We start from the raw sequence: 24,914 nt of genomic DNA on the forward strand, positions 1-24,914 counted from the left end.
GTTATCCAATTTAATATATCTAAGTTTAATCCTTAACACTTCCCATAAAACTATGAGGTAACTTTCGATTTTTCAGCCAACTGAATGGAATTTAACATCTTCTCTGCTTGAGAAATAAATATTTTAGAACTTTCAACAAGTTTTTTATTTTTACTAGAATCAATAACATCTTGATGTAATTTGATTCTTCTCTCCCAGTGAGCTTTACGAGAGTTATCAATAGCAAAATTAGGACACTCTAAACATAAAGAGTCTGTTCTCTTTATTGGATCTAAGCCTATACCCTCAGTCCGACATAAAGCTTTGTCTAATCCTTTATTATTGATGAAACAATATCCATCTGAATGAGCAACTACACGCATGTCATTGGTTTGAATAAACTCATCCACAAAATCAGCAATAGCTGTAGAGTCCAATAATTTTGATTTAGCTTGAATTAGTCTACTATACCTTTCAAGGGTTTCACTGATTTGTCCACTTAGTGTAATTTTCCCTTGGAAAGCTCTATTTAATAGATCAAATGCCAAATCTTGCTCTGTCTCCCCCATAAACTGCCAAATGTCTTCATCATCCGTATATTTCTTTGTAAAAGCCGTACTATTATGTTTCAACATCAAAGATAATTCTTCCAAATCTCCTATCTCAAATCTCCAAGTCCACAACATTGCATATGCTCGTCTAAACATATGAGGTTTTAATTCTATTCTTTCAAACTTTGCTGATTCCGCAAAATGCCTTAAAATGACATATAGTCCATTTGTAGTAAGGTAAAAAGTTTTATCACCTTTTCCACTGTCTGAATGACCAAAAGGTAATTTTAGTAAGATTGTTTCATTTTTTGATTTTTCTCGATTATATGAAGCCAATTCTAAAATAACGCCAAGTGCGTCTTTAACTTCTTGAATAACAGCCCGTTCTGTTCGTTTTCCTGTTTGTGTTCCCGCAGTTTTTTTTTCTAACCCAATAAGAATATCAAGTTCAGTATTTAATAGCTCTAAAACATCAGCTTCTTTAGTAAGTGATAGTTCATGCTTTCGCTCAGCCAATAATATCAAAATGATTGTTACTGCCGCACCGTATAGAGCACGGACTTTACTTTGTAGTTCACTCGATTTAATACCTGTTAGCTTATAAAATTTCGCGTACATTGATCTATGATATATAGAACTATCTGCATGTATCTCCATATATTGTTTAAGTAAACTCAAAGTATATTCAGACTCTTTTACCAACTTAAGAGCATGATTTAATAAAGAAAAAATTTCTTGAGGATAAAGTGTAGGGGTATGTCCATTTTGAACTGAATAGGCTTTTGCTAACAAGTATATTTTTTTTGTTTTAAAAGGATTAAAGCTTAATGATTCTTTTAAATATTTCCTTAAAGAATAAATATGTGAAATCACTGTCAACTTCATTAGAACAGAGTTTTGCGTTAATCCTCTTAGCGATATATGTTCGCAAAATGAAATTATGTCATCCTGTTTTACTTCTGATAAATCAAAACAATTTCGCTCAAAACACAACCATTCGTAAAATTCTCGGATACTACGGCAACTTGTAGCTAAAGTGCTAGTGGTGTTACATTTGCTTTCTGAAGCCTCCATTATCCAATATGCAAGTTCTTTTGCGGCATTCTTCCAATAATCCCATCTATGAAAAATACCCTTATAGTTTTCTAAATTGTAAACATTCCAGCTAACTGTATATCTTGACTTATCATCAGTAATAATATGAGGTTTTAATTTCCAAACATCATCCTCATATTTATTTTTTAACCAAGATATTTCATGATTTATAAGATTATCATGCTTTTCTCTATCATTATCTTGTTGCGCTGAAATGGCATACGACTTTAAATTTTCAATCATATATAACTCTTAAGATAAGGGGGGAAGCTTAATAGTTTCAGCTAGTGTTAGAGCAGATTTTTTATCAATCTCCAGAACATTTTCTAGTAAACTCTGATACTTGATCAACCTTGGCAACCAGTATTGTTCCCATCTTATTGGATTTTGAAACTTCAATTCATTCTCAGAATCACTTATGATTTTTCCCCATGCAATCCACTCTGCAATTATCGCATCATCTTTAAACCATATTCTCTTAGCATCACAATTGATCCATTCATCTACAGCATCTTCTATTGCTGTATTTAATAGCTGTCGGTTATTAGAAGAATCATTTTTTAATGCATTTTCAACAAGGTATTTCTGAAATTTTTTAGATTTACTCAATATCATGGATTGCGTTAATACACGCTCAGTATAGATTTTCGTTGTTGCGGAATTAGAGTGATTCAGTAATTTTTGAATTACCCTCGTACTTTCTCCACACAATTTTTGAATCAATACTATGGTTGGTCTAAAATTTTGTCCAGTACATCCACCTTCTACTAAAGGCGAAATAAAGGGATCTTCTTTAGCTAAATCAGCTAAAAATCTCTTAACAATATTTACTACTGTAGAGCTATCTAAAGTATGGATATCTCTTCTTGCACTCATAGTATTGCGTTGTATAAATAATGGGGTCTTTTTTTGTAGAATTAGACTATTTGACTCATTAGTCTGAATACTCTTCAATACAGAAAGCATTCTTTCACAATGCTTGATACATAATGAAATCATAGGATCTGTTGTTTTTATATCTTTTTCTATTGGCTTATTTGCTCTAGGTTTGCCCATAAAAACATGTGTTTTTCCTTCTTTCGAACTAGGCTTAAAACTTGTTAAATATGTATAAAAAGCAACACAATCAACATTTGGTGCAATTTCAATATGAGAAAGTAAACCCACAATGAAAGGAGCTAATGTTTCTGGAGTTGGAAAAAATGCTGAATGTACCCTAGAAGAACCCCATTTTCTATATTTCAGATAGTCGCTTATACCTTTAGGCCATTTTTTTGATTCTGGTAAAATACGTCCATAGTGGGCATAAAGAATCGACAATGCTAGTTCAATAGTCCTAGGATCATCCCTTCCATCTGAATCAATATAGTAAGTTTCAACTTTATTAAATTTTTCTTTTTGTTCCAATAACAGATTATTAATACTTGGCGAATTCAAACATGAGGTGCGACAGTTTGAAAAGTCTTATGATAATCAACAAGCTGAGCAAATTTCTCTAATGGTGTAAGCCAATCTAACGCTTTTCTAGGACGAGTATTCAGTGACATGGCAACTTGATTTAAATAATGCTGATCTGCCTGATTTAAATCAATCCCTTTAGGTAAATATTGCCTAATTAAACCATTCATATTTTCGCATGTGCCTTTTTGCCAGGGTGAATGTGGGTCACAGAAATATACATCTATGCCTAAATCTTCTTCAAGTATTTTATGTTCTGCCATCTCGCGTCCACGGTCATAGGTCAACGTTTTACGCAGTTCTGCAGGTAAATATTTCAGAGCTTCAGTTAAAGCCTTGCGCACTGATTCTGCCTTTGCATCAGGTAATGTTGCCAAGATACAGAGCCGTGTATTTCGTTCAATAAGTGTTGCTATCGAACTTTTATTGTCTTTACCTTTAATTAAATCAGCTTCCCAATGACCCGGTATTTTTCTTTCTTGAACTTCGGCTGGGCGCTCATGAATAGTTTTAATATCCTGTAATATAGAATCTTTTTTAGGTTCACCGTTAGCTTTTCGCTTTTTATTTTCATGACGCAGACAGGATAATAAGTCTTTTTTCAACTCACCCTTTGGTAATGCTCGTATCGTTGAATAAATCGTTGTATGGCTTACATTCATTGTTTGATCCAAATCAGGAAATGTCTTTAAACGCTTTGCTATTTGCTGAGGAGACCATAAACAACGGATCGCTTCAACAATAAATTTCCAGAGGATTGAATCGATTTTGAGTTTTCTGTGACCACGTCTACGTCTAGCGAAGGTGTTATCAGAGTAAGCGTCCGCTGAATCCCATACCTATTTTTTAATTCGATTTAGGTTTCCAGCAGTGCGGCAGCAATTCTTCAATTTGGGTCACTTTGTGTGTCGGTAACCTTTTCAGCACATCACTTAAATAGGCATACGGATCCAAGCCATTCAGCTTTGCTGACTGGATTAAAGTCATGATGTTTGCCGCTCGCTGACCACTGCGCAGCGAACCTGCAAACAGCCAGTTCTTGCGTCCCAACGCCCAGGGACGCATCTGATTCTCTACCCAATTGTTGCATATCGGTAGATTGCCATCATCCAGATAGCGGCTTAAGGCTGGCCAACGCTTCAGAGTGTAATTGATAGCCTTGGCGGTGGGAGAACTCGATGGCACTGTCAGATGATGTTGGTTGAGCCATTCATATAGTTGTTGCATCACTGGTTGACTATGCTGTTGTCGGTATTCGCGGCGGTCTTCCGCTGTACCATCGGTCTTTTTCCTGAGTTCTGCTTCTATCGCATACAGTTTCTGAATCAGCACTAAGGCCTGTTCAGCAACCTGACTTTTCCCAGTTACATGCAGTTCATGGAATTTACGACGTGCATGGGCCATGCACCCCACCTCAATCACCTGGCCTGATTTAAAACGTGCTTTATAACCACTGTAATCATCACAGACTAGATAGCCCTGCCAGCCTTTCAAGAACTCTTCAGCATGCTGGCCTGAACGACTATCCTGAAAGTCATAGATCACCGCCTGAACTGGATTATACTGTGTGGTGGCATAGGCCCAGACATAACCTTTCTTCGGTTTTTTATTATTCTCACCCATCCGCATGATGGTGACCGGTGTTTCATCTGCATGCAGCACCCGCTGTTGCAGCACCACCTCTTTTAAGGCATTGGCCAGAGGTTCCAGTTCTACACCGCAGCGACCTATCCAGTCAGATAAAGTGGATCTGGACAGATCAATGCCAGCCCGCTGATAGATCAGGCGCTGACGGTACAGCGGCAAATGATCGGCATACTTCGATACCAGCACATGGCTGAGCAATTCAGGTGAAGCAATGCCTTTATCAATCACATAGGCGGGCATCGCTTGCTGAGTTAGAGTGTCACACTGATCACAGACCCATTTACCACGCACATGCTGTTCCTTATAGAACTGTGCCGGTCTGAAATGCAGTTTTTCACTGACATCTTCGCCGATACGACGGAGTTGGCAGCCACAAGCACATTGGGTTGATGCAGGTTCATGCTCAATACGGATGGTGTGTAGATGATCTGGCAGTGGTCGACGTTTAGGTTTATTGGTTTTGGCTTTCTGTGTCGCTGCATTGGTTTTATCTGCATTTAGCCGTTCCAGTTCTAGATCAACCGCGGCAATATCTTCTTCAACCGCTTCATCCCACAGATGGATTTGTTTTGCCGTTAAGTGTTCATTCTTTTGGGCGAATTTGTGCTTTTTAAACAGCGCCAGTTCATGCTCGTATTTTTGATTGAGAATAGAAAGATGTTGAACTTTGGCATCCAATTGTTGGTTTGATTGTGCTAGAGACTGATGCTGCAGCGCCAACTGCCTGGTGAATTCCAGCAGTTGTTCATGGGTCAGTTGGCTTAAGTCAGGCAGCGTATTCATGACCGCAGTATGCCTGAGGTCATGAGAAGAATGAAATAGAACGTTTGGAGAATAGCAGAATGGTCGAGCCTGGTTTAAAGCATCGTCACCACCTGCTGTCGTCCAATGCGCTGCCAGGGCAAACCTTGGATCAGTGCCTGTAACTGTTCCGGGCTGAGGGCCACGGTTTCACCTTGGTGAACTTGAGCCCAGTGAAATTTGCCCTGTTCCAGCCGCCGGGCACACAGCCAGATGCCCAATCCATCATGTACCAGCACTTTCATGCGATGGCCACGTTTATTACAGAACAGGTAAGCACAATGCGGTTTGATGTAGCCAAAGGCTCTCACCACCTGAGCCATGGTCGTATCCATACCTGCACGCATGTCCATGGGCTGAGTAGACAACCAGATTTCATCAATGCGGATCATGTTGCAAGTGCCTTGAGTAATTCTGCCAAGGCAGGTATTTCTGATGTCTGCCATTTTAGCTGAATATCATTATTCGTATGAGGCACGGTGATACACAACGTGATCCTCTCATCAATAGGTTGGCTGATTGCAGCAGTGTAAGGCAAAGCAATAAATGCTGGATTCACATGAGTAGGATCCTGCACGGCACCCTCATGATGGCTGAAGATCCTGATCCAACGACTGACAAGGTTGGCATTAATACTATGTTGCAGTGCGACCGAAGCGATCGAGGTATTAGGATTTTTGCAGGCATTGACAATACTGAGTTTGAATTCTTTGCTGTATTTTCGGCGTTTTTTAGCAACAGGAGGTGTTGCTGAATATATATCCATGTTCATGGATTAAGTCCCCACTTGTTTTTAGGTGGGAACTAAATTAAGGCTTATAGGATCGCTTGGTAAGGCTGTGTTAGCCGGATGCTTACTTATCAGAAGCATATTGAGCTTGATAAACGTCATTGATGCTATTTCTTTTAAGCTCACGATAGATCGTACTAGGATGTCTTTTAATGAGTTCAGCAAATTTTCTGGCTGAAAAGCCTTCTTTTCTTGACTCAAGCATTAATGCAGTACGATCTTCAAAGTTAAGATGATGGTATGACAATTTTATATACTCCATAAACCCTTTAAATTAATTAGGTGGTTTATGTCGCACTTCAAGTTTTACTCTGCCCTTTTATTCAAGATAGTCATATCATCAATATTTGTTGACATCCCATTTAATAAGTTTTTAACCCTGCTACTTTTCCAACCTTTTGTACGAAAAAATTCTTCCATTCCTTTAGGCCAATATTTTACTGCTGGAATATTATCTCCAAATTTTGAATATAATATTTGGAATGCTTCTTCCAATGTTCTTTCACGTCTACGATAAAAAGAATTAAAATCAGTTACACATTTTAATTTTTCAAGATCATTCTCACTTAGCTGTTCTATTATTTTTTCTACCTTTTCCCAATCCTCTTCCCATTTATATATATCAACAATGGCCTTTTTATGAATGATATCTATTGCGCTTAAAGAATAATTTAGAGCTTTAGCTTGCAAGTGCTCTAACTCAAACCGATCCATGATAACTTTAATATCTTGATGATCAAAATGGCTATCATCCTCAATATAACATCTAGCTATTTCAGCAAAAGAATCTTTTTGATTACCATTAAAATTTGAGAAATTGGGAGGAATAGGGAAATCTTCAATAATATCTTCACTAATTAGACCTTTAACAAATGCAGAAGCTCTAGAAAATTTTTGGTACTTAGTTGATAAACCATTTTCTACATTAGTATCTAAGAATTTTTTATATTTAGTAATTGATTTCTCATCAATTTTTTCACTATGTTTTGAAATAAATCTAAGAAAATTTCTTAATTCCAGAAAGACAGCTCTGCTAGACTGTTGTCCCTTTAAATATATTTTTAAAGCCCTAGCTATTGCATGAATATTCTCTAAATTAGTTAAATCACTAATATCATAGGTCTTTTCTTCAACAGTAATTTCTAATTTAGAAAATTCTATAATAGATTCTTTTATCGATGGTTTTAGTACAATAAGTTCACGCTTTAGCTTAGTCATTCATATCTTCCAAATAAATACTGGCAGTATATATATCTAATGTTGAAGAATGACTATGCCTTGTAAGCGTCTTCGTAACTTCACGAGGATCACGAATATGCTTGAGCTGGGAAATTTTTTTAAGCTTATCTGTAGCAAATCTATGTCTTAACCCATGTACCCATACGTATTGGTCTTGTGTTAGGTTGCCATTTTCCAAAGCTTGCAGCCATCTAGATCTAAGTTGATTAGAGAATGTTCGACGATGAAGTGCTTGACCTGTTGTAGAGGAAATAAATACCTGTTCTGGTGGAATATATGCCTTACGCTGTAGTCGTGCTTCACTCTTAAATTTTTTTATTAACTGATTCCGTTCAGATTCAATATAGTCCAACGTTTTTTTTAATAAAATTCCACTCACTGGAATTCGTGCTTTCTTTTTTCCCTTTGTTACAGTCAATTCAATAAAGGAATTAGTTTTCTCTATAATATTTTGTTCTAGAGTCTCCCTTGACGGTATCTGATCAACGCTTAACGCACATATTTCATGTGCCCGCAATCCACACCTACGTCCCCACTCAACCATCAAATTAAAGCGAATTTCTAAATCTTCAGACTTAAAGTATTCTTCACTTAATACCGTTTCAATCCATTCATCTCTTGGCGCAATTTTAGGTGATGCCCCTTGTTTGTTATAGTATTTAACCAAATTATGGGTGACACCATTTTTGGTCTGAAAAACTTTTATTTTAAATTTAGAAGTTACTCCTATTAGATTTTTACAATAATTATTATTTTCACACCAGAATAAGAAATCAATTACGCTAGATAATAATTGTGATACGTAACCTTCAGAGCCGGGATTCCGATTCGATATTTGATTTGCGTAAGCCTCTAACCAGTACTCATCTATATGATCAAACGAACACTCTTTATTTTCAAGTTCTAACTGAGAAATGAAGTCACATACATGCTTGGTATAGGTATGCAAAGTACCTTCGCTCCATAAAACTCTTTGAGATAGAAAATATTTAAGTGTGAGGCGATTTATAATGTGTTCATTATTTAAAATTAGGGGAAATTTTTTATGAGATTTTCCAGCAAAGATTACTTCATCAGCGTAATCAACATATGCCATATATCCACCTTAACTGTTTGAATGAACCATGTTTTCTTAACATAGCACTGAAACGAACATAAATGAATATACAGCATTCTTAGAGTAAAGTATTAGAGTAAACTATTAGTGAGCAATAATAACTTTATTTACACCACGCATTTGCCGTTTACTTCCTATATATTTCTGTATTTTACTTTATAAGAGTTATGCTTAAATGGCTACCTCTTTACCCAACAAGTGCGTTAATTGTTGTCGCGAAGCATCATCAATCTGCTGTTTATCGACTTTTACATAGGCAACTTGCTGTTCAGACATCACCACGACCTCTTCAATACCACGAATCGCCAAAAGCTGAGAAGTCCATTCGTCAGTTTGTCTGCTTTCCGGCAAACGCAACACCAGCGATGACAGATAGCGTGGCTGTGCCAGGCCAAAACTCATCAGCAGCCAGATTATCGCAATCCCTGTCAGGATACTCCAGCCCATCGAGGTATTGTTCAGCAGTAATAATTGTCCGCCAATCATACCGCCAAAGAACGCCCCTAAAAACTGGCTGCTGGCATTTACGCCCATTGCGGTGGCTTTGGACTGGATCGGTGCCGCTTTCGACAACCAAGACGGCAACAGGGCTTCCATCACATTAAAGGCAATGAAGAACAACCCTAGACCAATCAGCAAGACATATTTGGATTCAAAACCAAATGCCATCACCATTAAACCCAGAATAATACCGGTAATGGCCACCAGAAAAATCGCGCGCATTTTGTGGTATTTTTCTGCCAGGATAATACTCGGAAAAGCAAAAAACAGGCTCAGTACCAACAGCGGCAAATATACCCAGCCATGACTGGAAAGTGGCAGATCAGCAAATTCGATCAGCTGTGAAGGCACATAGATAAACATGGCGGTGAGCAATAAATGCAGGGTAAAGACCGACACATGCAGACGATTCAGATCCCCGATTTTGATTACCTGTTTCAACTGTGCCAGATAGCCCTGCTGAAAGTTTTTATGATGCCGCGTGACTTTCGGCACCATCAACAGCATGGCAATCGCCGCCAGGCCCATCACCGTGGTGACCCAGAACAACCCAGAGATGCCCACCAGACCCGTTAGCCAAGGCCCCAGACTAAAGGCCACCACAAAGGACAGGCCGATACTCATGCCCATCATTGCCATGGCTTTCATGCGGTTTTCTTCACGGGTAACGTCTGCCAGCAGTGCCATCACCACAGCGGATACCGCACCACCACCAGCGATTGCACGGCCGATAATCACGCCATAAATGGTGTCCGACATGGCCGCAATTGCACCGCCCAGCGCAAATAGTAGCAGCCCTAAAACCACCAGTGGCTTACGGCTATAACGGTCCGCAATCAGGCTGAATGGAATCTGTAACAGTGCCTGGGTCAGACCATAGACCCCGACCGCCAAACCGATCAGTGCAGGCGTCGCATATTGATATGCCTGCCCTGCCACAGAAAATACCGGGATAATCATAAACAACCCCAGCATGCGCAGTGCAAAAATACTGCTCAGGGCAAAGGTTGAACGACGTTCTAAAGCATTCATCATAAATTATGGCGATTGGGTTAATTAATCTGGAGCCCAGATTATAGGACATTCAGCTCATTAATAAGACATGAATTTTATTTGAAATAAAGATGATGCCAATCTAAAAACAAAAAAGCGCAGCAGGAGCTACGCTTTTTATTCAGGAACAGCGCTTTATTTGTCTAAAGCCGCCTGACGCTTTTTGTATTGAATCGAGGCAAATACTGCCCAGACAATAAAGGCTACACCGATCAGACCGGTTACCACTTCTGGCACATGCAGACCGGTTCCGCTGGCAATCATAATGAAAGCCAGTGCACCGATGGCATAATGCGCACCATGTTCCAGGTAGATATAAGCATCCAATGTGCCCTGCTCAACCAGATAAATCGTCATTGAACGGACAAAGATCGCACCAATTGCCAGACCGAGCATGATGATGACCACGTCTGAGGTAATCGCAAAGGCACCGATCACGCCATCAAAACTGAACGAGGCATCCAGGACTTCTAGATAGAGGAAACCACCAATACCGGCTTTCACTACACCCGTCGGTACGCCATTTTCATCATGACGAATGGCATTGCCTTCTTCATCGACTTCCGGTTCACCACCGAGCATATGGCTCAGGACCTGCACACCGATATAAATCACGATGCCCCAGATTCCGGCCATAGTCACTGCCAGACGCTTGGCTTCATCGACATTGGCTGCCATGATTAACAAAGCCACCAGTGCGATAAATACCGACATCGCCGGCACATTGGCCAGATTGGACAGACGGCGTTCTACGCGTCTAAACCAGTGCGTGTCTTTTTCTTCATCCAGGAAGAAGTTCAGGAATACCATCAACAGGAAAGCACCACCAAAAGCAGCAATCTCAGGATGATGTGCCATTAAACGTGCTGAATATTCTTTCGGATCATTCAGGGCCAGACGTACCACTTCCATAAAGCCCAGATCTGCAGTCACTGCAACAATAACCACCGGGAAGATCAAACGCATCCCGAAGACTGCAATAAGAATACCGACTGTCAGGAACAGCATTTTCCAGAAATGATCCCAACCCCGTAGGACTGAGGCATTGACAACCGCGTTATCAAAAGACAACGACACTTCCATAATCGCCAGAATAGCGGTAATGGTCAGCGCTGTGAGCATGGTTTGCAGGCCTGCGTCAGGACCATGGGTATAACCCCAATACGCAGACAAACCAAGACACACGATCGAAAATGCAATCGAGAAACCAAAATGTTTCAACATACACAACGACCTTGGATAAATTAAATAAATGTATGGCTGCGAGAGAGCAGCAATACGAATAGGAAAAGTTAAGCTAATTATGAAACTTTTAGCGCATAAACCAAAGCACTTCCTGAGCTGTTTTATCTTATTTTCTGTTTTTAAAATTTGCCGATCTTTTAAACAGCCCGATCTTTGCTATAGTGCCGCATGGTTTAACTTGAACTGCGAAGGATTTTCAGCATGAGTTTTTCACAAGAGGTATGGCAACGTAATCTCGGACTTTATCAGAAGACCCTGGCCCTGCCCTTTAATCAGCAACTGGCGCAAGGTACTTTAAGCCGTGAAGCCTTTAGTCATTATGTGATTCAGGATGCGCATTATTTACTGGCCTATGGCCGTGCACTGGCCGTGTGTGCCGCCAAAGCTTTTGAAGCGGACGATGTAATCCAGTTTGCCGAGGCAGCCAAAATAGCGATTGTGGTGGAACGTAACCTGCATGATGGCTTTATGCAGGATTTTGGCATTAGCAAAGAGCAGTTTGAAAATACCCCGCTGACTTTGGCGTGTCATCACTATACCTCTTATCTGACTTCGACCGCCTGGTCGGAAAGCTACCCGGTGGTGCTGGCCTCGTTGCTGCCTTGTTTCTGGATTTATGCCGAAGTTGGTAAAGATATTGTCGATAACTCTGCGCCGAATAATCCGTATCAGGCTTGGGTGGATACCTATTCAGGAGAAGAATTCCACACTGCGGTGCGGAATGTGATTGCGACCGTTGACCGTGTTGCGGCGCGTGTTGATGCCGATACACTAGAAAAAATGCATGCAGCTTATACGCATGCGGCCCGTCTGGAATGGTTGTTCTGGGACAGTGCCTTTGAGCAACGCCAGTGGCCTGGTCTGGATGACTAGGACGGACGAATAAAAAAAGCCCTGTTTAAGATAGGGCTTTTTGGTTATAGCTGATCAAAAAATTTCTACTGTCATAAACCGATCATAAAAACGGCTTAGTCTGAAAAAAACAAGGATAGAACTGGCCGGTACGCTAGACCTAGCTATAAGCCCCAAATTGCCGAACAATAATTGAGAATAATTATCAATTAATAAAATCAATCCCGGAAAGAGGCAGATGATATGCACACTTTAGGCACCGAAGCGATTCGGGCATTTTTTACCCTGCAATGTTGCTGGCTCAATAATGAAGAAATCTATTTGGAACAAGGCTGTCCAGATTGTGGTTCGGCAGCGACTTATCTGATTTACCACACCAACACACATATCCAGAAACACCTGCTGAAATTTATTGAAAAGTATCGCTGTCATCAGGCGCGACGTAACGATTTGCTCGACCTGGATTTTTTCCAAAAAGACTATGAGGACTTTCTGCATATTCTGGAAAATGAAGTCAATTTTTATGCACGTTTGCATCATGATGTGCCACGTGACTGCTGCTTTGAAGAGATTGAATCTATCTTTGAACGCCGCTATGCAGCGGCTTGTTAGGTATTTACCTGACCTACAGTCATTGTGAATATTTAGACAATCTGCTGCTGTGTTTCTTAATGTTGTGATGAATTGACCAATCACCGACATAACTTGACGTTTAAAATACTTTTATTTGCACTTGAACATTTTTCATCCGGTATCATATAAGGGTTTTTGATGAATATTCTAGGATCCTTGCATGAGCCAAAGCCACATCCGTATTCGAGGCGCACGTACCCATAACCTGAAAAATGTGAACCTTGATATACCACGCGACAAGTTTGTGGTGATTACGGGACTGTCTGGTTCAGGTAAGTCCTCGCTTGCCTTTGATACCTTATATGCCGAAGGTCAGCGCCGTTATGTGGAATCGCTGTCTGCCTATGCCCGCCAGTTCCTCTCCCAAATGGAAAAACCGGAAGTCGATTCGATTGAGGGCTTGAGTCCAGCCATCGCCATCGAGCAGAAATCGACCAGTCATAACCCACGCTCTACCGTGGGAACCATTACCGAAATTTACGACTATTTACGTTTACTGTATGCACGTGTCGGTACACCGTTCTGTCCGGAACATGACCTGCCGATGGTGGCACAAACAGTCACTGAAATGGTTGATGCAGTCAAAGCACTGGAAGAAGGCACTGCGCTGTTATTGTTAGCACCGGTCGTGCGCGAACGTAAGGGCGAATATACAGCGCTGTTTGAACAGCTACAAAGTCAGGGTTTTGTCCGCGCCCGAGTGGATGGCGAGATCATGGAAATTGATCCACCACCTGAGCTGGATAAAAAGAAAAAACATACCATTGAAGTGGTGGTCGACCGCTTTAAGGTTCGTGATGATCTGGGTAACCGTATTGCAGAAAGTTTTGAAACCGCGCTACGTCTCGGTGGTGATATCGCAATTTTATCCTGGATGAAGGGCGAGCATAACGATCGTGTGTTTTCAGCCAAACACTCCTGCCCGGAATGTGACCGTGCAGTGGCTGAACTGGAACCACGCCTGTTTTCATTCAACAATCCTTTTGGTGCCTGTCCGGTCTGTGATGGTCTAGGGACCCGCAGCCATTTCAGTGCCGACAAACTGATTCCTAATCCTGAGGTCAGCGTTAGCCAAGGCGCGATTCGTGGTTGGGACCGTCAGCGTCCTTACTATTACAGCATGATCCAGAAAGTCGCCGAGCATTTCGGTTTTTCGCTAGAAACGCCGTGGAATGAACTGGATGCCGATACCAAGAAAAAATTTCTGTACGGCACCGGCAAAGAAAAAATTGATCTGAGCTATATCGATGAGCGTGGTCGTCGCCATAATCGGGTCATTCCTTTTGAAGGAATTTTGCCGCATCTGGAACGCCGTTATCGTGAAACTGAAAGTAATTATGTCCGTGATGATCTGGCGCAATATTTATCCAATGCTGCCTGTGATGCCTGTGATGGTTCACGTCTAAATGAAATTTCGCGTAATGTGAAAATTCTGGACAAGACCATTGCCGATATTACCCGTATGTCGATTGGCGATGCTGAAAGCTATTATCAAGACATTCATCTGGAAGGTGCCCGTGGAGAAATTGCCGACAAGATTTTCAAGGAAATCCGTGAACGTCTGCACTTTCTGGTTTCGGTCGGCCTGAATTATCTCAGCCTGTCCCGTTCTGCCGAAACTTTATCTGGTGGTGAAGCGCAGCGAATCCGTCTGGCCTCACAGATCGGTGCCGGTTTGATGGGCGTCATGTATGTGCTGGATGAGCCGTCAATTGGTCTGCATCAGCGTGATAACGACCGTCTGCTGCAAACCCTGATCCGTCTGCGTGATCTGGGCAATACCGTGCTGGTGGTCGAGCATGATGAAGATGCGATTCGTGCCGCCGATCATATTATTGATATCGGTCCGGGTGCCGGTGTGCATGGTGGGCATGTGATTGCCGAAGGAACGTATGATGAAATTCTGGCCAATCCGGACTCGCTGACCGGAAAATATTTATCCGGAAAATTAAAAATTGAAGTGCCGAAAAAACGGATTCAACCGCCTAAGCCTAAAGAACAGATCAAGCTAATGGGAGCATCCGGGCATAACCTGAAAAAAGTCGGTCTGACCATTCCTTTAGGTATTATGACCTGTGTTACCGGGGTGTCCGGTTCAGGTAAATCGACCTTGATTAACCGGACTTTGTTACCTTTGGCGGCGACCCAGCTCAATGGTGCCACCACTTTAACTTCGGAAAAGTTTGAATCGATTGATGGTTTACAGTTCCTCGACAAAGTGGTGGATATTGACCAGAGTCCGATTGGACGTACCCCGCGTTCCAATCCGGCGACTTATACCGGCCTATTTACCCCGATTCGTGAACTGTTTTCACAGACGCAAGAAGCCAAGGCACGCGGTTATGCTGCCGGTCGTTTCTCGTTTAACGTGAAAGGTGGCCGCTGTGAAGCCTGTGAAGGTGATGGCATGATCAAGGTAGCGATGCACTTCCTACCGGATATGTATGTGCCATGTGATGCCTGTCATGGCAAACGCTATAATCGTGAAACGCTGGAAGTAAACTATAAGGGCAAGAATATTTCCGATGTCTTGCAGATGACCGTTGAAGATGCCATGCATTTCTTCGATGCGATTCCGGTGATTCACCGTCGTCTGGAAACATTACATCAGGTCGGTTTGGGCTATATACGTCTGGGTCAGTCTGCGACCACTCTTTCTGGTGGTGAAGCACAGCGTGTCAAACTGGCACGTGAACTGGCCAAACGCGATACTGGTCAAACCCTATATATTCTGGATGAACCGACCACGGGTCTGCATTTCCATGATATTGCCAAACTGCTGGATATCCTGCATCAGCTCCGTGACAAGGGTAATACCATCGTGGTGATTGAGCATAATCTGGACGTAATTAAAACTGCCGACTGGGTGGTGGATTTAGGCCCTGAAGGTGGTTCGGGTGGTGGTATGATTGTTGCGGAAGGTACGCCTGAACAGGTCGTGAAAGTCAAAGCTTCACATACGGGTAAATTCTTGAAGCCGTTGTTGAAATAAAAATCTCCTCCTAGCCTCCTCTTTGATAAAGAGGAGGCATTCCCTCCTTTCGCAAAGGAGGGTTAGGGTGGATTAAAAAAATAAATCTATTCTTAAATTTGTTTGAGGGGGAACAAAATGCGATTTTCTGAAAGATATGGTTATAAGCCCGTACGTGACATTATTCAAAAAGAAAGTATAGATGATGCTTTAAAAAATGGTTTGTGGAGTGTTTTTCATAGCTATATTTGGAATCGGATTGAACATGGACATAATCAAAGCTCTTTTACCCGTAATTCAAATATATACTCGTTAGTAGAATCTTATTGGCTTAATCTTTTTAAAAACCCTACAGATACCATCCCTCAATGGACATCTGATTCTTTAAAAATAATTAGAGATTACTTTTTTAATTGTGCATGGCACGAAATTTATAGCTTGATTGAAGAAACAATTAAGCACTACCCCTATCAAAGAGTAAGTAACCTGAGTTCGATGAAATATTTTAGCTTTTTAGCAAGTTTTGGAAAGTTGGCTTATTTGGATTTAAGCAATAAGCCACTATAGCAGCCATAATATTCACCATAAAGTTATTCACCGAACGATGACGTGAATGGTCAATTTGATGTAAGTTTTTTAACTGATCATTCACTGTTTCGATCAATCCTCTTCTGCAAAGCAATTGTTTTTCTTCTTCAGTTTGGATGGGTTTATTTTTCATATTCTTGCGTGACGGGGTTAATAGTCTGAGCCCCCTTGCTGCTAAAGCTTCAGTTTTTGCTTTACTCAGATAGCCTTTATCGCCCAGTAAAATACCTTTTAACTCTTGGGTTAAAGATTCAAGTACAGCAACATCATGAACACTTCCCGATGTAATCTTGAGATTAATAATTTCACCCAAGTTGTTGATAACAATATGGACTTTAAATCCATAAAACCAACCTGTGCTACTTTTACCACGACCAGCTAAGCCTTTAAATACACGATGTCTTTTAATTCTAAGATTATGGCAAACGACCAATTTAGTCGAATCAATAATACAAATTCCGGTATCTTCTCCTTTAACTTGATGGAAGAAACTACTCAAAGCTTGCAAACAACGCGGCATAATTTCAATAAAACGATTGTAACTAAGAAGCTTGGGAAAAGCTGATTTCCAAAATGGGATGATCATATGACAATAAAAATATTTGAAAAATCTAAACCCGGATTTATGAAATAAAATGACAATGGTCATGACTTCAGACAAGCTTAAAGCTGACTTTTTCATTGTTGTTTTTTGATCAGAAATTAGAGCTTTCTCTAAAGATTCATTAAACTTTTTGCAGAAATCATCCAAGATACAAAATAATTCGGTAATATAGTCCATGAAAAAGCCTTGCTCTGAAATGTTTTGTCTTCGTAACCAAGATATTACAGATGCTAAGGCTTTTTTTTATTTATTTTTTATGTCGAACTCAGGTTAAGTAATAAAGATTCATTTATAACTAACCTGAGTTCGATGAAATCCACTTAACCTTTTAGCATATTTTGGAAAGTTGGCTTATTGGGGTTCAAACAATAAGCCACTACAGCAGCCATGATATTCACCATGAAATTATTTACCGAACGATGACGTGAATGTTCAAGTTGATGTAAATTTTTTAATTGATCATTCACTGTTTCGATCAATCCTCTTCTGCAAAGTAATTGTTTTTCTTCTTCAGTTTGGATGGGTTTATTTTTCATATTCCGACGTGATGGGGTCAATATTTTCAGTCCTCTTGCTGCTAAAGCTTCGGCTTTTGCTTTGCTCAAATAGCCTTTGTCTCCGAGTAGGATCCCTTTTAATTCTTGAGTTAAAGATTCTAATATAGCAACATCATGAACATTTCCCGATGTCAGCTTGAGATTAATAATTTCACCTAAATTATTGATAACGAGATGTAATTTAAAACCATAAAACCAACCCGTACTACTTTTTCCACGACCGGCCAAGCCTTTAAATACACGATGCCTTTTAATCCGAAGATTATGGCAAACTACCAATTTAGTGGAGTCAATGATACTGATTCCCGTATCTTTTCCTTTCACCTGATGGAAGAAACTACTCAGAGCTTGCAAACAACGGGGCATGATTTCAATAAATCGGTTGTAGCTAAGCAGTTTAGGAAAAGCAGATTTCCAGAATGGAACGATCATTTGGCAATAAAAATATTTGAAGAATCTAAAACCGGATTGATGAAATAAAATGACAATGGTCATTGCTTCAGACAAGCTTAAAGCTGACTTTTTCAACCTGGTTTTTTGATTAGAAATTAAAGCTTTCTCTAAAGATTCATTAAATTTTTTGCAGAAATCATCCAAAATACAAAATAATTCGGTAATATGATCCATTGAGAAGCCTTGTTTTATAACATTTTGTCTTGAGAACCAATATGTTACAAAAACAGGGCTTTTTTTCTACTCTTTTTTTATATCGAACTCAGGTTAACTAATATCAACAATATGCTAGAGCGTGAAAATAGTGCTTACCGAATTATAAATGACGAAATCATTCCAATAACTTCCGAACAAGAAATTCAATCCATCGAAACTGCTTTAGAAAATACAAATCAATATTTAGGTGTTCAACAACATTTAAATAAAGCTTTAAAACTGATGTCAGATCGTCAAAAGCCTGACTATCGAAATTCGATTAAAGAATCTGTTTCGGCATTAGAAGGTATGTGTCAAAAAATATTAAAGAAGGACAAAGTAACTTTAGGTGATGCAATTGGTCAAATTGAAAAACAATATCCAATAAATCCTGCATTAAAAGCCAGTATTAAATCTTTATATGGTTATACATCCGATGCAGATGGTATTCGCCATGCAATGTTAGACGAATCAAATCTTTCTTATATCGATGCAAAATTTATGCTTGTTGCCTGCACAAATTTTATTAACTATCTGATCGACAAAACCAGAGATCATCCAAATTAGATCACATGACTGGCGACATGGATGTCGCCCGTTCGACTGTGCTAAAGGGACTTAGCATCAGTCGAACAAATGCATTTTGCTACTTTTGTGCAGTTCAAAAGTAGAGAAAACAGTCTTTTGAACTAAACCTCTGCCACCGCATTACGTCCTTTGGCCTTTGCTGCAAACAAAGCATCATCTGCATTTGACAATAAAGCCATCCAGGACACGGCACCAATGGCAACCCCAATACTGACCGAAATCTGAATCTCGTCTCCTGCTGCAGTCACAATATGACGCTCAGCCACTTCAGCCCGAATGTTATCGGCCACAATCAATGCCTGCTGCATCTGGATATTTTCAATCAGCACCAGAAATTCATCGCCCCCATAACGTACCAGCAAATCTGTAGCACGGACATTGGCCTTTAAACGCTCGGCCACCAGCTGAATCACCTGATCGCCAATAATATGCCCATATTGATCATTCACCTGTTTAAAATGATCAATATCAATAATCATCAAACAGGTCTGGCTCAATTGACCCGGCTGATTTTCCATAAAGCGGATATATTCTTCCAACGCAAAACGGTTGGCCAGCCCGGTCAAAGAATCGGAATGGGCAATATTCTTTAAACGGAACTCTAGCGCATCACGTTCTTGCAACATCTGTTGCAATTTCTGAATGGCAGCGAATAAAGAATCAGAATGATTCACTTCACGCAGCCGCATATCAATTTTCTGACGACCCGAGTTTTTAGACAAACTCAACAACATGCGGCGTGCCTGAATTAGCGGCAGAAAAACCTGTTTACGTGCAAAAATCATGGTTGAAATCGCGGTCAGCAATGAAATCAGCGATACCAACACGCTCCAGATCAAACGCTGCATATTGCTGTTCATTTCTTGAATAGCGGCATCTCTGCTGTATTGCAGTAGGTAAGTTTGCAGGTCTACCACAGTCGCAAATTTATCTACGATCGCCTCAGTCAGCTCTGTTCCGCTCAAACGGTAGTCACGTTGCTCCAGACTGTCACTGATCAGCTCACTCACAATTGGTAAGCCTTGCTGAATAAACTCGATTTCTACCCGCCGATGTAAACGAATGAATTCCTCGGTCTTATCTTGAGCAGGTTGAAGGGTATCAATCAAGGCCCACAAATAACGCACCTGATGTTGGGTCTGTAAAGAGCGGGTAATATTTTCAGTGGGAAGCGGAGCTTCAAAAGTCACATGCGCCATGATAGACGATGCGACACGGCCAGCCTGATCACGTAAATCAGATAAAAATAGAATCTGGCTAATATAGTTATTCAGAGGGGTAGATGAGCTATCTGAAGCCACTGCCACGTCACGCAAAAGTTCACGGCAACTTTCCCAGGCAACAAACATGGCCAGAATTGCCTGATCAAGTTCTTGCGCACTGCGTTGCTGACGCGGCATCCGGGTATAGGCATCAACCTGTGCACGTCCTTTTTTCAGGCTGATTTCAAGCTGTGAAAGTTGCTGATTCAGGTTGTTAAAACCGACCTCCGTCAAGACATCAACCGTCTGGGAGAGCTGCCGATCCACCTGTTGACGATAGCTGATTAACTCTTGCTGATGCTGGGAAAATTCCTGCACCGAACTGGACATGGCTTTATTGGCAGGCGCACGCTCACGCGAAATTTTATTCGCCAGATCAGCGACCTGCTGTAAGGCATTCAATTGTTGATAGGTTTGTCTGGATTTTAAATAACTTTGACTGCTACTTACAATTAAGGGAATACAGATGCAAAGCAAACATAAAATAATAATCGACATTGACCAGTACAAACGTTTACTGATCCACTCAGAGCGTAAGGTATTCATGCTGTTGTATTACGCCCCAATATGACAAGCAAAGCTAAATAGATTGATTATTATACAAATAAAACAGGATGGTCTTAAAGCCTTTAGTCTTACTTCACTTATGTTTTTAATGAATTTTTATCATCTATTATTTTCAGATACTTAAGTTAGTTCATTTGAAACTTTAATGCAGGGTTTCATAACCACAATTCCCTATAAAGTCTTACAAAAACAAGGGAACTTAAGCAGCTAAAAAATATAAAAACTTGCTTTCTGCACTATTTACACCTGCAACAAATAGGTGCATAATGCACCGCATTAGGGCGAGTTAAATTATTCCTCAGCAGATATTTTAGTTTACCCGCAAATTTTGGCGAAAAAAGCCCGATTTTCTATGAAAATCGGGCTTTTTTTTAGCTATTGAATTTTAGACCTCTATTTTTACTTTTCAATATGCACTATTTTGGCGCTTAAAATTATTCTAATATTTATTTTTCTCATCTTGTTTTGAGTTGAAGGTTTTTTCAGAAACAGAATGATCTGAATTAAAAAATGCGGGACAAAAAAAAGCCCAACCTTGGGGAAAGCTGGGCGATAAAACAAAAAATTGTGGAGAATCAGGCTAAATCACTATGAAAATGTGAACTCTAACTTGATTTTCATATTATGTAAAATTCCCCTGAAAATGTAAAGCCGATTGCTTCAGTCAAGATTATAAAACATGCCCATTTAGCTCAAAAAACAGACATCTACTCTAAGACCCAAGCTGATGATGCTTTAAAATCAAGCAATCCAATCAAGACATGAGGCGCCAGACACCTTGCACTTCTTGACACATTTATGAATTAGCTCACCTATTATTAATTGTTTTAATAGATAAATATATTATAATTAATCGTATTAATTGATTAAAATAACAACATAATTTCTCCTTAATCTTTAGTCCCGATTCTATATTTAAAGTCTAGATTTTTGTTATACAAGAGTTTTTATATAAAATAGCTTCGGAGCCTAATACTTGAATTTTACACAAAATTAATACAATGATTTAGCTTAAAAAAATAGCGATTTCGAATTGGATTGACTTAATAAATTGTCACAATACAATGTGTTCCAAAGCTGTACACATCTTGTAACAAAACGGTAAATATCATGAAAAAACTCGGTTTAGCCACTGCTTTATTATTAGCCATGACCGGTGCTCAAGCATATCAATTTGAAGTTCAAGGTCAGTCAGAGTTCATCGACAACACTGTGAATGAACAAGACTTCACTGGTGCAGTTCAAGGTACTTACTACTTCAACAATGTTGATGCTTCTAAAGGTCCTTTAGCTGAAGCTGCTTTTTTAAACCAAGCATCTAATGTTTCTGCTGCTTATACATACGGCGAAGACGGACAAGAATTTGGTGACCGCACTGTGCACCATACTTTCGGTGTAAAAGGTGAAGCGTATATCCCGACTAAAGTTGTTCCTGCTTATGCAAGCGCTTCTTATAGCCATACCATCACTGATAACAAAGCTGGTAACCCAACAGATGATAATGGCGACCGTTATGCATTAGAACTGGGTGCTCTAGTTGCTCCTAACTTCCTGGTAGCTGTAGGTTACACAAGCGTTGCAGACCAAACTTCCTATGACGCTTTCAACATGTTCAACAACGGTGTTGCTAAAGCTGCTCTTGAATCAGAAACCATTGCTGATAAGAAAGATGCAATCACTGCCCGCACTAAATATGTAGGCGCGATTGACGGCACTAACATGTCAATTGGTTTTGAAAGTGGGCTAGTTTATGGCGAAGATACTGCCTACAACTTAGGTACAACTCTTTTCCTTAACCCACAGTTAAGCGTTGGTGCATCTTATATGGAATCTAGCTTTGCTGGTTCTCCAGACAAAGCTTGGGGCGCGAACGTAAACTACTTCATCACTCCTGCTGTTGCAGTTGGCGCATCTTATGTAAATGCAAATGCTGAAGGCCAAGCACTGGATACACAAACGATTGGTGTAAATGCCAAATTCCGTTTCTAATTTCTGATTAGATTCTGAATCAAAAAAGGACGCATATTGCGTCCTTTTTTATTGTTTTATGACTTCATTTACTCAGGCGTACGTACCAGACTCAAGAAGTGCAAATGACGTTCATATTGGTCAATGATGTCCTGCAATAGATCTTCTTGCGTCCATTCCATCACATCATAGCCCTGCCCGCCTTCTCTTAAAAAGACTTCTGCCTGATAGGAATCTACTCCCGCATTCTCCAGTTCAGCCATAAAGCTTGGACTTAAAGTCTGAGTGGCATTGACCTGATAGATAAAATTAATTTCATCCTGATGATCAACACGGAGCTGTATACCGTCTTCTAGCGGGCTAATCGCTACATGTAATCGGCGCCGTTTCAATTCACTTTGAAAGCTGAGAAATGCCTTATTCACCGTATTGTGAATATACTGCTGCACCTCTTCCTGAGTATGCGGATAATGCATGATCAGGCCTAAGCGCTGTTGCCAGCTGCGTGGATTCTGGATCGCACGCGGGGTAATCCGTGCGGCTTGCAGTGCATGCATTTTGGTGACATCCAGATGTAGGGCTTTGATTAATCCCCAACACATCAGCAGCATAATAAATGTAAATGGCAAAGCGCTCATAATCGTGGCCGATTGCAAGGCCTCTAAGCCACCGGCCAGCAAAAGGATGATGGCTAATAAAGCCATGAGTACGGTCCAGAACAGACGCTGCCAAGTCGGTGAATTATCACTTTTCGCTGTCAGATAATCAGTCACCAATGCCCCTGAATCGGCAGAAGTCACAAAGAACAGCATGACCAGTAAAGTTGCAATGATGCTGGTCACTGAGCTGAAAGGCAGATTGTTCAGAAACTCAAATAGGGCCACTGATGAATCACGCTGAACTGCCTCTAATAAGCCAGTATTGGCTTCATGCATAATGCTGTACAGTGCGGCATTGCCCATAAAGCCCATCCAGATCAGGGTAAATCCAGTCGGAATCAGCAATACACCCACGATAAATTCACGAATACTGCGCCCTTCCGAGACCCGGGCAATAAACATCCCAACAAATGGCGACCAGGAAATCCACCAGGCCCAGTACATGATGGTCCAGCCCCCAATCCAGCCACTTGGCTGATAGGCATACAGATTAAAGGTCATACTGAACAGATTTGAAACATACTGGCCGGCATTCTGAATAGTCGTCTGTAACAGATAAATACTCGGACCTGCAACAAAGACAAAGATCAGCAACAGCAGTGCAAGCACCAAATTTAGTTCAGATAAACGTTTAATTCCTTTATCTAATCCAAAAAATACGGAAGTCGCTGCCATGGTACTCACGACAATGATCAGAATCACCTGAGTGCTAGGTGCCTGTTCAACACCAAACAGGTAATTCAAGCCTGAATTGATCTGTGTGACCCCAAAACCCAGTGTGGTGGCCACACCAAATACCGTACCAATGGTGGCAAAGGTATCTACGCCATCTCCAATCGGACCATAGATCTTTTGACCAATCAGCGGATATAAGGCCGAACGGATTTTTAAAGGCAATTGATGCCGGTAAGCAAAATAAGCTAGCGATAGGCCAACCAGCGTATAAATGGCCCAGGCATGTAAGCCCCAGTGGAAAAAGGTGACCCGCATAGATTGTTGTGCAGCCAGTACAGTTTCCGGTTCACCGGCAGGTGGCGTAACATAATGCATCACCGGTTCGGCCACACCAAAGAACATCAGGCCAATCCCCATGCCTGCGGTGAATAACATCGCAAACCAGGAGGCACTGCTATATTTCGGTTGACTATGCTCGGGCCCCAGTTTGATTTTGCCCATATCCGACAGGGCAATATAAGCCAGAAGGATGATAAATATCGCCACCGACAATACATAGAACCAGCTAAAGGACGTGGTAATCCACTGGTTCAGTTGCTGGGTAAAAACTGAAAAAGCATCGGGTGCAAATACGACCAACGCTAAAAATATCGCAATAATGGCGACAGTACTGATAAAAACATTTGGATTGATATTGGCAAAACAGGATGGTTTTGTGGAAGGCATACATCCTCCATTTTTTAAAAATTGGATCGACAAACAGCGTCAAATAATTATTGGTAAGGTGAAAATGATCAGACAGATTCAGTCTATGGGAGCTAGATCTCCTGCTATTTTAGGATGTGACACAAAATAAAGCCGTTAAG

18 protein-coding genes and 3 pseudogenes are annotated in these 24,914 nt (G+C 40.7%); 6 read left to right on the forward strand and 15 right to left on the reverse strand.

Going from position 1 to position 24,914, the window contains the following annotated elements; all coding sequences use genetic code 11:
* Positions 1-50 precede the first annotated feature (50 nt).
* The 11 genes and pseudogenes from ACO1B7_RS06120 to ACO1B7_RS06170 form a co-directional block, all read right to left on the reverse strand.
* Positions 51-1,868, reverse strand: coding sequence for a site-specific integrase (locus tag ACO1B7_RS06120; RefSeq protein WP_423089917.1), 1,818 nt, complete (start codon positions 1,866-1,868; stop codon positions 51-53).
* Between the two features lie 9 nt (positions 1,869-1,877).
* Positions 1,878-3,032 (reverse strand): site-specific integrase, encoded by a 1,155-nt coding sequence (locus ACO1B7_RS06125; protein WP_423089918.1) that lies wholly within the window; start codon positions 3,030-3,032, stop codon positions 1,878-1,880.
* A 26-nt stretch (positions 3,033-3,058) separates the two neighbouring features.
* A pseudogene (locus ACO1B7_RS06130) lies at positions 3,059-3,898 on the reverse strand (IS30-like element ISAba125 family transposase); the annotation flags it as partial.
* 31 nt (positions 3,899-3,929) lie between these two features.
* Positions 3,930-5,513 carry an IS66-like element ISAba25 family transposase gene (locus tag ACO1B7_RS06135; RefSeq protein ID WP_005080957.1) on the reverse strand — a complete coding sequence of 528 codons (1,584 nt, stop codon included), beginning with the start codon at positions 5,511-5,513 and terminating at the stop codon, positions 3,930-3,932.
* A 74-nt stretch (positions 5,514-5,587) separates the two neighbouring features.
* A complete protein-coding gene (gene tnpB, locus ACO1B7_RS06140; RefSeq protein ID WP_000618091.1) occupies positions 5,588-5,923 on the reverse strand; it encodes an IS66 family insertion sequence element accessory protein TnpB in 336 nt (111 codons plus the stop codon).
* Complete coding sequence (locus ACO1B7_RS06145; RefSeq protein WP_001055585.1) at positions 5,920-6,303, reverse strand: transposase; 384 nt, start codon at positions 6,301-6,303, stop codon at positions 5,920-5,922. The genes tnpB and ACO1B7_RS06145 overlap by 4 nt, the downstream gene beginning before the upstream one ends.
* Positions 6,304-6,391: 88 nt before the next feature.
* Positions 6,392-6,568 (reverse strand): annotated as a pseudogene (locus tag ACO1B7_RS06150) (helix-turn-helix domain-containing protein); the annotation flags it as partial.
* 59 nt (positions 6,569-6,627) lie between these two features.
* Positions 6,628-7,539: a hypothetical protein gene (locus ACO1B7_RS06155; RefSeq protein WP_423089919.1), complete on the reverse strand. Its 912-nt coding sequence runs from the start codon at positions 7,537-7,539 to the stop codon at positions 6,628-6,630.
* On the reverse strand, positions 7,532-8,656 hold the full coding sequence (locus ACO1B7_RS06160; RefSeq protein ID WP_423089920.1) for a tyrosine-type recombinase/integrase: 1,125 nt from the start codon (positions 8,654-8,656) through the stop codon (positions 7,532-7,534). Before ACO1B7_RS06160 ends, ACO1B7_RS06155 begins: the two co-directional genes overlap by 8 nt.
* Positions 8,657-8,848: 192 nt before the next feature.
* The gene (locus ACO1B7_RS06165) at positions 8,849-10,213 is read right to left on the reverse strand and encodes an MFS transporter (RefSeq protein ID WP_035340698.1); all 1,365 of its coding nucleotides are present in this window, start codon (positions 10,211-10,213) and stop codon (positions 8,849-8,851) included.
* Positions 10,214-10,366: 153 nt separating this feature from the next.
* Entirely contained in the window at positions 10,367-11,455 is a 1,089-nt protein-coding gene (locus tag ACO1B7_RS06170) for a DUF475 domain-containing protein (protein WP_004647275.1), read from the reverse strand.
* A 222-nt stretch (positions 11,456-11,677) separates the two neighbouring features.
* Here ACO1B7_RS06170 and tenA point away from each other — a divergent pair, with 222 nt between their 5' ends.
* The 4 genes from tenA (at position 11,678) to ACO1B7_RS06190 (ending at position 16,499) form a co-directional block, all read left to right on the forward strand.
* On the forward strand, positions 11,678-12,349 hold the full coding sequence (tenA, locus tag ACO1B7_RS06175; protein ID WP_420938159.1) for a thiaminase II: 672 nt from the start codon (positions 11,678-11,680) through the stop codon (positions 12,347-12,349).
* A gap of 222 nt (positions 12,350-12,571) precedes the next feature.
* Positions 12,572-12,940, forward strand: a complete 369-nt coding sequence (locus ACO1B7_RS06180; RefSeq protein ID WP_420938158.1) for a hypothetical protein — start codon at positions 12,572-12,574, stop codon at positions 12,938-12,940.
* Between the two features lie 181 nt (positions 12,941-13,121).
* The gene (gene uvrA, locus ACO1B7_RS06185) at positions 13,122-15,953 is read left to right on the forward strand and encodes an excinuclease ABC subunit UvrA (RefSeq protein WP_336755053.1); all 2,832 of its coding nucleotides are present in this window, start codon (positions 13,122-13,124) and stop codon (positions 15,951-15,953) included.
* A 117-nt stretch (positions 15,954-16,070) separates the two neighbouring features.
* Entirely contained in the window at positions 16,071-16,499 is a 429-nt protein-coding gene (locus ACO1B7_RS06190; protein ID WP_423089921.1) for an AbiJ-NTD4 domain-containing protein, read from the forward strand.
* Here the strand turns inward: ACO1B7_RS06190 and ACO1B7_RS06195 are convergent.
* Together ACO1B7_RS06195 and ACO1B7_RS06200 are read right to left on the reverse strand one after the other, a co-directional pair.
* A complete protein-coding gene (locus tag ACO1B7_RS06195) occupies positions 16,438-17,301 on the reverse strand; it encodes an IS982 family transposase (protein ID WP_004729973.1) in 864 nt (287 codons plus the stop codon). The two genes, ACO1B7_RS06190 and ACO1B7_RS06195, sit on opposite strands and share 62 nt — an antisense overlap.
* 143 nt (positions 17,302-17,444) lie before the next feature.
* On the reverse strand, positions 17,445-18,308 hold the full coding sequence (locus ACO1B7_RS06200) for an IS982 family transposase (protein ID WP_004679438.1): 864 nt from the start codon (positions 18,306-18,308) through the stop codon (positions 17,445-17,447).
* Between the two features lie 93 nt (positions 18,309-18,401).
* Here ACO1B7_RS06200 and ACO1B7_RS06205 point away from each other — a divergent pair.
* Positions 18,402-18,896, forward strand: a pseudogene (locus ACO1B7_RS06205) (AbiJ-NTD4 domain-containing protein); the annotation flags it as partial.
* A gap of 122 nt (positions 18,897-19,018) precedes the next feature.
* Here the strand turns inward: ACO1B7_RS06205 and ACO1B7_RS06210 are convergent.
* Positions 19,019-20,725: a GGDEF domain-containing protein gene (locus tag ACO1B7_RS06210; RefSeq protein WP_423089922.1), complete on the reverse strand. Its 1,707-nt coding sequence runs from the start codon at positions 20,723-20,725 to the stop codon at positions 19,019-19,021.
* A gap of 1,131 nt (positions 20,726-21,856) precedes the next feature.
* Between ACO1B7_RS06210 and omp33-36 the strand changes: the two genes are divergently transcribed.
* A complete protein-coding gene (omp33-36, locus tag ACO1B7_RS06215; RefSeq protein WP_153566904.1) occupies positions 21,857-22,735 on the forward strand; it encodes a porin Omp33-36 in 879 nt (292 codons plus the stop codon).
* Positions 22,736-22,803: 68 nt separating this feature from the next.
* Here the strand turns inward: omp33-36 and ACO1B7_RS06220 are convergent, their stop codons facing one another.
* Positions 22,804-24,774 carry a BCCT family transporter gene (locus ACO1B7_RS06220; protein WP_153566903.1) on the reverse strand — a complete coding sequence of 657 codons (1,971 nt, stop codon included), beginning with the start codon at positions 24,772-24,774 and terminating at the stop codon, positions 22,804-22,806.
* Between the last annotated feature and the right edge of the window lie 140 nt (positions 24,775-24,914).

The sequence above is a fragment of the Acinetobacter lwoffii genome (assembly GCF_049367455.1).
GTDB classification, from domain to species: Bacteria; Pseudomonadota; Gammaproteobacteria; order Pseudomonadales; family Moraxellaceae; genus Acinetobacter; species Acinetobacter lwoffii_W.

Coding starts and splice junctions, on each gene's coding strand:
- ACO1B7_RS06160 (WP_423089920.1), bottom strand. CDS start 8,656: ATGGCATATGTTGATTACGCTGATGAAGTAATCTTTGCTGGAAAATCT.
- ACO1B7_RS06120 (WP_423089917.1), bottom strand. CDS start 1,868: ATGATTGAAAATTTAAAGTCGTATGCCATTTCAGCGCAACAAGATAAT.
- ACO1B7_RS06200 (WP_004679438.1), bottom strand. CDS start 18,308: ATGGATCATATTACCGAATTATTTTGTATTTTGGATGATTTCTGCAAA.
- ACO1B7_RS06135 (WP_005080957.1), bottom strand. CDS start 5,513: ATGAATACGCTGCCTGACTTAAGCCAACTGACCCATGAACAACTGCTG.
- ACO1B7_RS06170 (WP_004647275.1), bottom strand. CDS start 11,455: ATGTTGAAACATTTTGGTTTCTCGATTGCATTTTCGATCGTGTGTCTT.
- tenA (WP_420938159.1), top strand. CDS start 11,678: ATGAGTTTTTCACAAGAGGTATGGCAACGTAATCTCGGACTTTATCAG.
- ACO1B7_RS06165 (WP_035340698.1), bottom strand. CDS start 10,213: ATGATGAATGCTTTAGAACGTCGTTCAACCTTTGCCCTGAGCAGTATT.
- ACO1B7_RS06155 (WP_423089919.1), bottom strand. CDS start 7,539: ATGACTAAGCTAAAGCGTGAACTTATTGTACTAAAACCATCGATAAAA.
- ACO1B7_RS06195 (WP_004729973.1), bottom strand. CDS start 17,301: ATGGACTATATTACCGAATTATTTTGTATCTTGGATGATTTCTGCAAA.
- ACO1B7_RS06145 (WP_001055585.1), bottom strand. CDS start 6,303: ATGAACATGGATATATATTCAGCAACACCTCCTGTTGCTAAAAAACGC.
- ACO1B7_RS06190 (WP_423089921.1), top strand. CDS start 16,071: ATGCGATTTTCTGAAAGATATGGTTATAAGCCCGTACGTGACATTATT.
- ACO1B7_RS06220 (WP_153566903.1), bottom strand. CDS start 24,774: ATGCCTTCCACAAAACCATCCTGTTTTGCCAATATCAATCCAAATGTT.
- ACO1B7_RS06210 (WP_423089922.1), bottom strand. CDS start 20,725: ATGAATACCTTACGCTCTGAGTGGATCAGTAAACGTTTGTACTGGTCA.
- ACO1B7_RS06180 (WP_420938158.1), top strand. CDS start 12,572: ATGCACACTTTAGGCACCGAAGCGATTCGGGCATTTTTTACCCTGCAA.
- omp33-36 (WP_153566904.1), top strand. CDS start 21,857: ATGAAAAAACTCGGTTTAGCCACTGCTTTATTATTAGCCATGACCGGT.
- tnpB (WP_000618091.1), bottom strand. CDS start 5,923: ATGATCCGCATTGATGAAATCTGGTTGTCTACTCAGCCCATGGACATG.
- uvrA (WP_336755053.1), top strand. CDS start 13,122: ATGAGCCAAAGCCACATCCGTATTCGAGGCGCACGTACCCATAACCTG.